Source organism: Lysinibacillus zambalensis (assembly GCF_040183165.1).
GTDB classification, from domain to species: Bacteria; Bacillota; Bacilli; order Bacillales_A; family Planococcaceae; genus Lysinibacillus; species Lysinibacillus zambalensis.
The window spans coordinates 40,269-52,379 of sequence record NZ_JBEGDG010000008.1; the positions used below are offsets into that span (position 1 = coordinate 40,269).

The window sequence follows — 12,111 nt, forward strand, 5'->3', positions numbered from 1 at the left end:
CGACAGCAACACCAAAAGCGGCTCATCGAACGCCCCCAGGAAAGCGCCCAGCCGGAATGGAAATCAACCCTACGCTATGATGATCTTTTTTCAACAAGAATTGATTCAGTAACTAAACATTTGTAAGTCTAGAGGTAGTGGATTTTTAAGAAAAGGAGCTTGGTCATTATGCTATCAACGAGTTCAAGAACAAAAATGAAAACTATTAATGCTGATTCATTAACACCTATTTTAATTTTTAGACGACTTCAAGGAAAACATAAATTTTTGCTGGAAAGTTCAGCACAGCATGAAGGAGCGGGACGCTTTTCTTTTATCGGTGCTAATCCAAGAAAAACATATAAGGGATTTGGAGATGAGATTCAGGAATATTCATATAAGACTGGACACACCTATACACATAAGGGCGACATGTTTGTTTTATTGAAAAGATTAATGCCACGTATATCCAATACAACACAATTCCCATTTTCAGGAGGAGCTGTTGGCTATGTTGGCCAAGGTACAACGACAAGATTTTCGACTGCAAAGGGTAAAGCGGAGCTACCAGATGTGCATTTCCATGTGTATGAGACAGTTATTGTGTTTGATCATGTAACAGATGAAGTTACTTTAATTTATACGAATATTGATGCGGAAAAAAAAGAACCAAATTTAGAAGAGTTGGCAGAGCAGCTTTTAAAAGGTAGAGAGAATGAGGATACGGCTTGTAGCTTTGAACCTTTCGAATCAACTAAGAATGAACAGTTTGCAACATCCCTTGCATCAATCAAAGCTACTTTAGATGAAGATATTACTAGGGTTATGTTATCAAAGTGCATTTTAGCAAATTTACAAGGAGATGCTTTCGCTTTATATCGTCAATTGCGTAAAAAACATCCCGCTCCCTATATGTATTATGTAGAATTTGACGACCATATTGTCTTAGGGACGTCTCCTGAAAGTCTAATTCGAGTAAAAGGTGAGCGTGTGATTGCCACACCAACAGAGGGGGTATTTCCTAGAGGTTCCACAAAAGGTGAAGATTTAGAGCAGGAACGCAAGCTACATGAAAACACAAATATTAGGGAGTCGCATGCTGTACTTGTTTCTGCTGTGCAACAAGAGCTACAGTCTGTGTGCTTCCGAGATTCCATTCAAGTCATTGAGGCGATGAGAATTGAGCGTTCCAAGCATGCATTACACATGACATCGAGAGTCGAGGGACAACTACTACCAATGCTTCATGCACTTGATGTATTAGCTACGACATTACCATCCTTTGCATCAACAGGTGTTGCAAAGGGTCAGGTAAAGGATTATTTAGATCAAACTACAGGGATATTTAGAGGTGCTCTTGGATTTATTGGTTTTAACGGTCATCTTGATTTTGCCTTAACAGGGAAATCTATTGTCATAGAAAATGAAGCGATGCATATGCAATCGACTGTAATGGTGACCAAATATACAAATGTTGAAGAAGTTTTGAATCAAGTAGAAGGGGATGAACAGGAATTTTTACAGCTACTTGAAAAAGAAGGAGGTTCACACTAATGGAAGGTATTCGTGAAAAAGTACAACGCCGAGAGCATTTAATGTATGAGGAAATGCTACAGGCAGCAAAATGGATGTTTCAAGATGACACACCAAAGGATCAAATCGCAAGCTTTTTAACGGCATTATCTGTCAAAGGTGAAACTGCACATGAAGTAGCTGCATTAGCCACAACTATGCGTTCATTTGCATTAGACGTACGAGCAAACGAAGGGGTCTATATGGATAATTGCGGTACTGGTGGCGATGGACTTAATACATTCAATATTAGTACAACTTGCGCCTTTGTACTAGCGGGGGCCGGTGTCAAAATGGCGAAGCACGGCAATCGCAAAATATCTTCGGCATCAGGAAGCTCTGATGTTTTGGAAGCACTCGGTATTCATACGAATATTTCTATTGAACAAACTGTCGATCTGTTAGAGAAAGAAGGAATAGCCTTTTTATATGCTCCAAATGTTCATCCGAAATTAAAGCGAATTGGCGAGGTTCGTCGTGCACTTGGCAAGCCAACAATTTTTAATCTTGTAGGTCCTCTTACAAATCCAGTGCCTTTATCGACGCAATTTACAGGCATTAATCGTCCTAATTTTGTCATGGAATATGCATCCGTATTACAAATGCTCGGGCGAGAACGTGCAATGGTCGTTTCTGGGCCACTAGGTTTAGATGAGGCGTCATTAGCTGGTCAAAATACCTTTGTTTTAATAGATAAGGGTGACTTAATTCCATTTTCGTTAACTGCAGAGGAAGCGGGTCTCAGCTATGCACCAATAGAGGCTATTCGTGGAGGTAATGCAGATGAAAACGCGGCAATTATGCGTACATTATTAGCCGGTGAACAAAGTGCTTATTTTGACACTGTTTTATTGAATGCTGGTATTGGGTTGTTCAGCTATGGAATTGCTGAAACCGTTAAAGAAGGTGTAGAAATAGCGAAAGATAGTATTTTTAGCGGGCGAGCCCTTCAAAAATTAGAGGCAGTCGTTACTTATAGTGAGCATATTAAAGGAGTGGAGGTCGAACAATGAATATTTTAAATAAAATTCTCGAACAAAAAAAGATGGAAGTTGGTGCGTTACTTGAACAGCCCGACCCATTAGCGAATTTTTCAGAAAAACCGCGTCCATCGTTGTTTGAGCGATTGAGAAAAGCTGAAACATTACAAGTTATTTCTGAAATGAAGCGTGCTTCCCCCTCAAAAGGGCTAATCGCAGAAGGGACAGATCCAGTGGCACAAGCAAAAATTTATGCAGACGCAGGGGCAGCAGCCATTTCCGTTTTAACAGATAAGCAGTTTTTTAAAGGCTCCTTTGATGATTTAGCTGCAGTTGCAAATGCTGTCCAAACGCCACTTCTTTGTAAGGATTTTATGATCGATCGTGTGCAAATTCGATTTGCGAAGGCATCGGGTGCATCAATTATTTTATTAATTGTGGCCGCGTTAACCGATCAAGCATTACGTGATCTGTATAGCTATGCAACAGGTTTAAATTTAGAGGTATTGGTAGAGGTGCATGATCTCGAAGAGCTTGAGCGGGCAATTGCAGTTGGTGCCAAACTAATTGGCGTCAATAACCGAGACTTACGTACGTTTGAAGTGAGCTTAGAGCGAACACGTGAAATTGCTGAAGCTTTTCCGCTTGATGAAGAGAAAGTTTTAATAAGTGAAAGTGGGATAAGGACGCAAGAAGACGCTAAAGCGGTGGCGGCTATGGGAGCTAGTGGCGTTCTTGTAGGTGAGTCATTAATGCGCAGTGGTGATGTTGGTTCTGCACTAAAAAGTTTACTGGTCAATAAGGTGGGGGCATCTGTATGACGAGGGTGAAAATTTGTGGACTAAAGGAACAACAGCATGTACGGGCAGCAGTAGAGGCAGGGGCTGACGCTATTGGTTTTGTCTTTGCACCAAGTAAACGACGAGTGACGATTGAACAGGCACAACAATTAGCCAAACATGTGCCAGAGGGCGTTTTAAAAATCGGTGTTTTTGTCAATCCGAGGGCGGAGGAATTACGAACTGTGATGGAAAGTGTACCACTAGATTATGTGCAATACCATGGGGAGGAATCTCCTGATTTTATTCGTCAGCAAGGCTATCCGGCAATTAAAGCTTTGTCCGTCAGAGGTGCTGAAGATGTTCAGGTTGCTGCTAATTATGATGTGGACTATTACCTATTTGATGCGCCAGGAACCGATTTTAAAGGAGGTAGTGGTCATACGTTTGATTGGACCCTCTTAGAGAAAGTAGGGATTCCGCGAGAAAAGTTAATGTTAGCAGGTGGTTTGCAAGCTGAAAATATAGGAGAAGCAGTATCACTTGTGTCGCCATTTATGGTAGATGTATCAAGTGGTGTGGAGACAGACGGTGTAAAAGATATAGCTAAAATAACCGCATTTATACAGGTAGTAAAGAAGGGGAGAGTATAATGGCAAACTCAATTGCAAATAGTGTACCAACAAAGGAAGGGCGTTATGGGAAATTTGGTGGACAATTTGTTCCGGAAACATTAATGACAGCTTTGTTGGAATTAGAGACGGCCTATGACGAGGCAATGAATGATCAAGCGTTTACTGAGGAATTAGCTTATTATTTACAACAATATGTTGGCCGTGAGACGCCGTTGTATTACGCAGAAAATTTAACAAAAGAGCTAGGGGGTGCGAAAGTTTATTTAAAGCGTGAAGATTTGAATCATACGGGAGCACATAAGATTAATAATGCCATTGGTCAAGCGCTTCTTGCAAAACGAATGGGTAAAAAGAAAATAGTCGCAGAAACAGGTGCAGGGCAGCATGGAGTAGCAACGGCCACAGCATGCGCATTATTGAATCTTGAATGTGTTGTATTTATGGGCGCAGAGGATATCGAACGCCAACAGTTGAATGTGTTTCGCATGGAGTTACTCGGTACAAAAGTGGAATCTGTAGAAACAGGTTCAAAAACATTAAAGGATGCTGTCAATGCAGCACTGCGCTACTGGGTGACAAATGTTGAGGATACTCATTATATTTTAGGCTCGGCTTTAGGGCCACATCCATTCCCGAAAATAGTAAGGGATTTCCAGCGTGTAATTGGTGTTGAAACTAGAGAGCAGATTGTAAAAAAGGAAGGACGTTTACCCGATGCAGTCGTCGCTTGTATAGGTGGCGGTAGTAATGCAATTGGTATGTTCCACCCTTTTGTTGATGACGAGACTGTAGCGCTATACGGGGTAGAGGCAGCAGGCAGTGGTATTGAGACAGGTAAGCATGCAGCAGCAATTGCCGGTGGTCAGCTAGGCGTTTTACATGGTGCATACATGTATTTATTACAAGATGAAAATGGCTTTGTGCAGGAAGCTCATTCTATTTCAGCTGGTCTAGATTATCCAGGGAAAGGTCCAGAACATTGTTATTTACATGATATTGGGCGTGTTCAATTTGATTCGATTACAGATAGTGAAGCACTTGAGGGCTTGCAATTACTGAGTAAAACGGAAGGTATACTACCTGCACTAGAAAGTTCCCATGCCATTGCTTATACAGCAAAACTCGCGAAAACAATGTCTACAGATGACATCATTGTTGTGTGCCTATCTGGCCGAGGAGATAAGGATGTCCATACTGTCCGAAAAGCATTAGGAGGAGAAGTGGAATGACAACACTACAGCAGGCAATTGAACAAACGAAAATCGCTGGTAATAAAGCATTTGTACCTTATATTATGGCGGGGGATGGGGGTCTGGAAACTTTGAAGCCAACGATCCTGAAGCTACAGGAAATGGGTGTAACGGCAATTGAAGTGGGTATACCGTTTACGGATCCTGTAGCGGATGGACCGACGATCGAGCAAGCAGGTGAACGTGCTTTAGCCGAAGGTGTAACATTACGTAAAGTGCTTGCAGCATTAGCTTCATTTAGAGGAGAAATTCAAGTTCCGTTAGTTGTCATGACTTATTTTAATCCTGTTTTAGCTTTTGAGTTAGAGGCTTTTGCTAAAGCTTGTGTAGCAGGGGGGGTTAAAGGGTTAATCGTTCCTGATGTACCGCTTGAAGAAAGTGCGATCTTACGTGACACATTAAATCCTCATGGTATCGACATCGTTCAGCTTGTATCATTAACAAGTCCTCCTGAGCGAATTGCACGTATCGCGGCTGCTAGTCAAGGGTTTGTCTATGCTGTGACAGTCAATGGAATTACAGGGGCCCGTGCAAGTTTTGCAGATAATTTACATGATCATTTTGCACGCTTACGTGAAGTAAGCCAAATACCAGTACTAGCCGGCTTTGGAATTTCAACTCCTGAGCAGGTGGTAAGCATGGGGGCACTTAGTGATGGTGTAATCGTTGGTAGTGCGATCGTGACAGCATTGTATGAAGGTAATTTGGAGAAGGTTGAGGCATTAGTATCTGCTTCAAAAGATGCGTTTCAGAAGTCTACTCTTTAACGGAGTAGGCTTTTTTCTTTTGAGATTGTTAGAGATTAGTAGAACGACGACGGATTGCCACAACTTTACAGGTAAAACTATCATTCTAGCAGATAGTGCGGATAGTCTAGATTTTCGGTATAATAGCTTTCGTGAGGAAGTGAAAAGATGATTCTATCGAAAAAGAGATGGCAAGTAGAGCGTCCAGACGCGAAGCTTGTCCAAACATTACAAAATGACCTACAACTTTCTGCGATTGCAGCAAAAATTTTAGCAGCACGAGGCTGCGAAACAACTGCTGACGCAGAGAGCTTATTAAATATGACAGAAGCAAATATTCATGATCCGTTTTTAATGCATGGTATGGCAGAAGCTGTAGCGCGTATAGAGCAAGCGCTTGAAAACGGAGAGAAAATCTTAGTATTTGGCGATTATGACGCGGATGGTGTCACTAGTACGACAGTCATGCTGAATGTGTTACTTGATCTCGGTGCCGATGTTTCGTTTAAAATACCAAATCGTTTTATTCACGGTTATGGACCGCACGAAGCACTATTTCGTGAAGCACATGAAGAGGGTGTTCAATTAATTATTACAGTTGATAATGGTATTTCAGGGATGGAACCGATTCGTATCGCGAAGGAACTAGGTATGGATGTTATCGTTACAGATCACCATGAACCAGGCGATGAATTGCCACCAGCAGATATTATTTTACATCCTCGTATACCAGAAGGACATTATCCATTTGGTGAGCTAGCAGGTGTGGGTGTAGCGTTTAAGTTAGCTCATGCTCTATATGGGGAACTGCCAACGCATTTATTCGAATATGTAGCTGTTGGAACAGTAGCGGATTTAGTACCATTAGTTGATGAAAACCGCTACCTAGTTAAGCGAGGAATAGAAGAAATGCGTCGTTCACTCAGCCCTTGGGTACAAGCGATGTGTGAAGTTGCAAGTGCAGAGCAAGCTAAAATCAGTGAAGAAACAATCGGCTTTTACTTTGGACCGCGTTTAAATGCAGTTGGTCGACTTGGAGAAGCGGCACCAGGTGTACAGCTATTAATGGCTGAGGATAATGCTAAAGCAACAGCATTGGCGAAACAGCTTAATACATGTAATAGTGAGCGCAAAGATATTGTAAAGAGTATTACAGATGAGGCCATTGCTCTCATCGAATCAGATAAAAAAATCGGGGATTCACTCGTTTTAGTGATCGCTGGAGAAGGCTGGAATGCTGGGGTAGTAGGGATTGTCGCGTCTCGTCTTGTAGAGCTATATTATCGTCCAACCATTGTATTGTCACTAGACTACGAAAAAGGAACAGCTAAAGGTTCAGCTCGTAGTATTGAAGGATTCCATTTATTTAATGAACTAGCGAAAAATCGAGATATATTACCTCATTTTGGTGGGCATCCTATGGCAGCCGGGATGACGTTACCTATTGAGCATGTTGATGAATTAAGAGCACGCTTAGATACTCAAGCAAGAGCATGTTTATCAGAAGAGCAATTAACACCTGTTCTCAATATAGATATACCACTAAAAATGGATGAGATTTCAGCAGATGCTATTGAAGAAATTTCAACGCTCGGTCCATATGGTACGGATTTTCCGAAGCCTGTTTATGTGCTCGAGGATGTGGAAATATCCTCCATGCGGAAAATTGGAGCAGCAGAAAATCATATAAAAATGGAATTGACGAATGGCTATGAAAAATTGGATAGCGTCGGTTTCAATAAAGGACATTTACACGACGAGTTAACATATGGAATAAAAGTTTCATTTACTGGAGATTTACAAATAAATGAGTGGCAAGGGCGTAAAAAAGCACAATTTATGATAGAGGATGTTCAAACGACTGAATGGCAATTATTTGATATTCGTGGTATTCGACAAACATCACGCTGGTTAAATACGGTCCCAAAAGAGGAGGCTACGTTCATCGCCTTCCGTCCAGAGACGGTGACCTATTACCAGTCGTTAATTGGTGTGCCAATCCTAGCAGTGGATCCTACACTTTCAAATGTAGAACAAACCAATTATATCGTGCTACTAGATTTGCCGGAAAATGTTCAAATATTAGAAGATGTCTTACGAAAAACAGTACCTTCCCGTATTTATGCACATTTTTACATGCCTGATTCTCAGTATTTCAGTGGATTGCCTACGCGTGAGCAATTCTCCTGGTATTATAAGTTTTTAAAAAATCGACCTGCTTTTCCACTGAATATGCATTTGTCTGAACTAGCGAAGCATACAGGTTGGCCATTAGATGCATTAAAATTTATGACACAGGTGTTTTTTGAGCTTGATTTTGTTAAAATGGAGAGTGGACTGACGACTGTCAACGTGAATGCACCAAAACAGGCATTAACAGAGGCACCGTCTTACAAACAGCGTTCAGAACAGATTGAAATGGAGCAAAAGCTAGTATATGCCCCTTATATAGAATTAAAACAATGGTTTGATGAACGATTACATTAATATGCGAAAAAGTTTCGTAGGAGGAACAATAACATGGATTTAAAGCAATACGTAACAACGGTTGAGAACTGGCCGAAAGAAGGTATCAGCTTCAAAGATATTACGACAATTATGGATAACGGTACTGCATACAAATATGCAACAGATCAAATCGTAAGTTACGCAAAAGAATTAGGTGCTGAAATTGTGGTAGGTCCTGAGGCTCGTGGTTTCATTATCGGATGCCCAGTTGCTTATGCGCTTGAAATTGGATTTGCCCCTGTTCGTAAGCCAGGAAAATTACCACGTGAAGTGATCAGTGCTGACTACGGTCTTGAGTACGGTAAAGATACGTTAACGATGCACAATGATGCGATTAAACCAGGTCAAAAAGTATTAATCTGTGATGACTTACTTGCGACTGGTGGTACTGTTGAAGCAACAGTGCGTTTAGTAGAACAATTAGGTGGTCAAGTTGTTGGTTGTGCATTCCTTATTGAGTTAACAGAGCTAAACGGTCGTGCAAAACTTGGTGACCTAGACATTAAAACACTTATTCAATATTAATAAATAATTGGATACTAGCTAAATGAATTGGTTGTAATGGAGACACTGGATGCCCAGGAAATCTCTTGTCCAGAACAGAAATCAACAAATCATTTTGCAAAAAAAGCGATGAAAAGCGTCACATTTTTGTGGCGTTTTTTTATTTATAGGGCTGTTTTCGAAAAGGTTGTTGCTATTCTACTAATTAGCGTAATAAAGAAGGAAATAAGTTATAAAAGGAGAATATTTAGTGTAGTTTTGGGAAGGGGGTAGAGATATGAGTGAAATATCTTTTTTTGAGTTAGAAAAGAAACTTAAAAGTATTAGAATTGAAGCATTTGTCATTTATAAAGGGAATACACGGATATTCGAATACTTGAAGAATAAAAAGGTTATAGAAAAGCCGTCAAAGGTTTATTCCATTACCAAAAGCATCGTTTCTATATTAATTGGAATTATGGTAGATAAAGGTTTAATAAAAAATATTCACGAACCTATACAAAACTATTTTCCAGAAATATTAGAGTCTAATGATCCGCAAAATAAAGAAATTACAATATTTCATTTACTGACCATGACTTCGGGTTTAAAAGTAGGGAATTTCCAAGGATCGAAAAATTGGGTTAAATTCATACTAGGACAACCAATTATACATAAACCAGGTTCAACTTTTCAGTATAATTCAGGAGACTCTCATTTACTAAGTGCTATAATACAAAAAATTTCTGGAATTCCTACCGCTTCATTTGCTGAAAAATATCTATTCCGTCCATTAGGGATAAATAAATACACTTGGCAAAAGGACCCACAAGGAATTCACGGGGGTGGTTTCAGCATTTCGTTAAATCTAGAGGATATGGTGAAGATTGGATTATTATTTTTAAACGAAGGGCGATTTAATTCAAATCAGGTGATTTCATCCAACTGGCTCCTTCAGGTAAAAAGACCATATAAACAAGTTAATACTACAAAAGACGGAACATATGGATATGGTTATCAGCTATGGACTTATGAAGATACTAACACTAACACCCCGATTGATTATTACTATGCTAACGGTTTATTTGGACAATATATATTTATTGTTCCTACGTTAAATATTATGGCTGTGGCAAAAAGCCATATACAAAATGAAAAGCAATCTGCACCGAGATTTTTTTTCGAAGAGTTATTAGGTAGTTGGCAGGATGAGGGAGACATATGAGCATGCTAAATTTTGGTTCCTCCTCTTCTGATATCATACTAATTTCTTCTTTAACTGACGGTGGAGATTAGTTGAAGAAGATATATACTGAAAAAAGTCCCTTCAGATAAGTTTGAAGGGACTTGCCTATATTAGTGTATAATTCTAAATCCAAAATGATTATTTGTATTTTTTGGCTAGAGATTCGCTGCCAATTGCTCCAATGATAGTCATAAAAAACGGTCCAATTTGAAATAACAGAGAATCCTGTAAGAACACAATGTTTAAATCAAATAACTTATTACCTATTATAATGAATATCTTAGCCAGTATGATTAAAAATCCAATTATTAGAAGAATATCAAAAAACAATTTCCACCGTGGATAGACTAATTTTTGGCTATCTTTTATGAGTTTCTCTTTCAAAGAATTATCCTCCTTTACTAATTCATCAAGAGTAATATCAAATATGTCACTTAACTTAATTAACAATTCAATACTAGGGTAACTTTCTCCACGTTCCCATTTGGAAATAGATTGTCTACTAATATTTAGTTTTTCTCCAAGCTGTTGTTGTGACATATTATGCTTTAGACGTTCTTCTTTTATTTTTGAAGAAAAATACATATGATCAACTCCTATCCACAGTATATTTATTTGCACTAAAAAACTAAAGAACCGCATCGTTGCAAGGGTGTAAACTATTAGTTTCCCCTTGGAAATAGCGTTTATTATTGTTTAGAGTCCTTCATTTACCTATTAATTATTAAAAAATTAGGGATTTAATGGGCTTTCCTTAAACTGCTAAATTGGCAGTTTAGTCAGTGTATTTTATAGGGTTTTATTAATTATAAAAGTTCTTTTGTTATTTCGCTCAAGATGAAAGCAAATTATTGTTCATTCATAATTACATAAGAAACATCGTAAAAATATTTATATAAAACCAAAGTGGAGGTTTACAAATGAAACATACTACGAAAGTAACAGAATGCCCTAAATGTGGTGGAAAAGAATTGGGAAAAGGTCATCAACATAGTAGTTATTCAGTTATGTATCCATCTAATAAGTTAAGCTTTGGGTATGATGTTGAATATATTATTTGTACTGAATGTGGACTAATAATTGAAAGTTATGTAGAAAAACCAGAGAAATTTAAGGGGACACTTTAGATGTTCTTCAAGTAACGGGTGCTTCGTTGAATAATATAGGGGGGAATTACGCTAGGGGTGAATTCTTACCTTATAAGAGCCCAGCCGGAACGAAAATCACCCCCTCTTTATGCCGAAGGTAATTAAAAAAACATTTAGGTCTTCTTTATTCTTCATCATAAGATTGAATTATTTTTTGGATAGATTTCAATGTTTCGTAAAAATCCTCGTACTTCTCTAAGCCAATATCATTAATAATTTTTTCTTGAATTTCTTCCCAGATGGGAGCTGCCTCGTTTAATTTTTCACCCCCTTTTTCAGTTAGTGTAATGACCTTCGTTCGAGCATCTTGCGGATCTTTCGTTATATCTACATAGCCATTTTGCTTTAACAAGTTAATATTGCGTGTAATGGTTGTTTGATCGAGCAGCAAAATTTCACCAAGTCGACTAATGGAGACTGATTGTTGATGATCGATATTTGCTAGCATTGAATATTGTGTAATTTTTAAGCCAGTGGGCTGTAATAATTTATCATACAATTGTGTCACGACTCTTGTTTTTTTACGAAGGTTTGCACATACACATATTTGTGTGTAATCTATATTCTTCATTGCTCTGTACTCCTTTTTGAGTGAGTTCAATATTATAGTAGTCTTATTGATATATTTTGTTAAGCTAGAAAATATTTCTTGACGGTAATTAAAGCCGAACCTAAAATTAAATATATGTATATACATGCATTTTGAAAAGGTATTCTCGCAAGAAATATATGCATATACATAATGGCCGTAAATATAATTATATCTTTCTTATTAAAAAGCACAT

Annotated in this window: 12 protein-coding genes; 10 read left to right on the plus strand and 2 right to left on the minus strand. The window is 38.7% G+C overall.

Features of this window, described 5'->3' with window-relative positions; all coding sequences use genetic code 11:
- The first annotated feature begins 168 nt into the window (after positions 1-168).
- From ABNX05_RS12255 to ABNX05_RS12295, 9 genes are all read left to right on the plus strand, one after another.
- Positions 169-1,533: a chorismate-binding protein gene (locus ABNX05_RS12255; RefSeq protein ID WP_349660011.1), complete on the plus strand. Its 1,365-nt coding sequence runs from the start codon at positions 169-171 to the stop codon at positions 1,531-1,533.
- The gene (trpD, locus tag ABNX05_RS12260) at positions 1,533-2,564 is read left to right on the plus strand and encodes an anthranilate phosphoribosyltransferase (protein ID WP_349660012.1); all 1,032 of its coding nucleotides are present in this window, start codon (positions 1,533-1,535) and stop codon (positions 2,562-2,564) included. Before ABNX05_RS12255 ends, trpD begins: the two co-directional genes overlap by 1 nt.
- A complete protein-coding gene (trpC, locus tag ABNX05_RS12265) occupies positions 2,561-3,352 on the plus strand; it encodes an indole-3-glycerol phosphate synthase TrpC (RefSeq protein ID WP_349660013.1) in 792 nt (263 codons plus the stop codon). Before trpD ends, trpC begins: the two co-directional genes overlap by 4 nt.
- Complete coding sequence (locus ABNX05_RS12270) at positions 3,349-3,963, plus strand: phosphoribosylanthranilate isomerase (RefSeq protein ID WP_349660014.1); 615 nt, start codon at positions 3,349-3,351, stop codon at positions 3,961-3,963. The genes trpC and ABNX05_RS12270 overlap by 4 nt, the downstream gene beginning before the upstream one ends.
- Positions 3,963-5,174 (plus strand): tryptophan synthase subunit beta, encoded by a 1,212-nt coding sequence (trpB, locus tag ABNX05_RS12275; protein WP_349660015.1) that lies wholly within the window; start codon positions 3,963-3,965, stop codon positions 5,172-5,174. The genes ABNX05_RS12270 and trpB overlap by 1 nt, the downstream gene beginning before the upstream one ends.
- Positions 5,171-5,962 (plus strand): tryptophan synthase subunit alpha, encoded by a 792-nt coding sequence (gene trpA, locus ABNX05_RS12280; protein ID WP_349660016.1) that lies wholly within the window; start codon positions 5,171-5,173, stop codon positions 5,960-5,962. The genes trpB and trpA overlap by 4 nt, the downstream gene beginning before the upstream one ends.
- Before the next feature lie 147 nt (positions 5,963-6,109).
- Positions 6,110-8,428 carry a single-stranded-DNA-specific exonuclease RecJ gene (gene recJ, locus ABNX05_RS12285; protein WP_349660017.1) on the plus strand — a complete coding sequence of 773 codons (2,319 nt, stop codon included), beginning with the start codon at positions 6,110-6,112 and terminating at the stop codon, positions 8,426-8,428.
- A gap of 33 nt (positions 8,429-8,461) precedes the next feature.
- Entirely contained in the window at positions 8,462-8,974 is a 513-nt protein-coding gene (locus ABNX05_RS12290; protein WP_079563600.1) for an adenine phosphoribosyltransferase, read from the plus strand.
- Between the two features lie 256 nt (positions 8,975-9,230).
- Positions 9,231-10,157, plus strand: coding sequence for a serine hydrolase domain-containing protein (locus ABNX05_RS12295; RefSeq protein WP_349660018.1), 927 nt, complete (start codon positions 9,231-9,233; stop codon positions 10,155-10,157).
- A gap of 159 nt (positions 10,158-10,316) precedes the next feature.
- On the opposite strand, the gene ABNX05_RS12300 is transcribed toward ABNX05_RS12295, so the two are convergent.
- The gene (locus tag ABNX05_RS12300) at positions 10,317-10,763 is read right to left on the minus strand and encodes a helix-turn-helix domain-containing protein (protein ID WP_349660019.1); all 447 of its coding nucleotides are present in this window, start codon (positions 10,761-10,763) and stop codon (positions 10,317-10,319) included.
- Between the two features lie 335 nt (positions 10,764-11,098).
- Here ABNX05_RS12300 and ABNX05_RS12305 point away from each other — a divergent pair, with 335 nt between their 5' ends.
- The gene (locus ABNX05_RS12305) at positions 11,099-11,305 is read left to right on the plus strand and encodes a transcription initiation factor TFIIIB (protein WP_142509673.1); all 207 of its coding nucleotides are present in this window, start codon (positions 11,099-11,101) and stop codon (positions 11,303-11,305) included.
- 145 nt (positions 11,306-11,450) lie between these two features.
- On the opposite strand, the gene ABNX05_RS12310 is transcribed toward ABNX05_RS12305, so the two are convergent.
- The gene (locus ABNX05_RS12310; RefSeq protein ID WP_349660020.1) at positions 11,451-11,897 is read right to left on the minus strand and encodes a MarR family winged helix-turn-helix transcriptional regulator; all 447 of its coding nucleotides are present in this window, start codon (positions 11,895-11,897) and stop codon (positions 11,451-11,453) included.
- Positions 11,898-12,111 lie beyond the last annotated feature (214 nt).

Excerpts from the sequence above, each read along its gene's own strand:
- recJ (WP_349660017.1), top strand. The coding sequence starts at position 6,110 with ATGATTCTATCGAAAAAGAGATGGCAAGTAGAGCGTCCAGACGCGAAG.
- ABNX05_RS12305 (WP_142509673.1), top strand. The coding sequence starts at position 11,099 with ATGAAACATACTACGAAAGTAACAGAATGCCCTAAATGTGGTGGAAAA.
- ABNX05_RS12310 (WP_349660020.1), bottom strand. The coding sequence starts at position 11,897 with ATGAAGAATATAGATTACACACAAATATGTGTATGTGCAAACCTTCGT.
- trpD (WP_349660012.1), top strand. The coding sequence starts at position 1,533 with ATGGAAGGTATTCGTGAAAAAGTACAACGCCGAGAGCATTTAATGTAT.
- ABNX05_RS12290 (WP_079563600.1), top strand. The coding sequence starts at position 8,462 with ATGGATTTAAAGCAATACGTAACAACGGTTGAGAACTGGCCGAAAGAA.
- ABNX05_RS12255 (WP_349660011.1), top strand. The coding sequence starts at position 169 with ATGCTATCAACGAGTTCAAGAACAAAAATGAAAACTATTAATGCTGAT.
- trpC (WP_349660013.1), top strand. The coding sequence starts at position 2,561 with ATGAATATTTTAAATAAAATTCTCGAACAAAAAAAGATGGAAGTTGGT.
- ABNX05_RS12295 (WP_349660018.1), top strand. The coding sequence starts at position 9,231 with ATGAGTGAAATATCTTTTTTTGAGTTAGAAAAGAAACTTAAAAGTATT.
- ABNX05_RS12270 (WP_349660014.1), top strand. The coding sequence starts at position 3,349 with ATGACGAGGGTGAAAATTTGTGGACTAAAGGAACAACAGCATGTACGG.
- trpA (WP_349660016.1), top strand. The coding sequence starts at position 5,171 with ATGACAACACTACAGCAGGCAATTGAACAAACGAAAATCGCTGGTAAT.
- ABNX05_RS12300 (WP_349660019.1), bottom strand. The coding sequence starts at position 10,763 with ATGTATTTTTCTTCAAAAATAAAAGAAGAACGTCTAAAGCATAATATG.
- trpB (WP_349660015.1), top strand. The coding sequence starts at position 3,963 with ATGGCAAACTCAATTGCAAATAGTGTACCAACAAAGGAAGGGCGTTAT.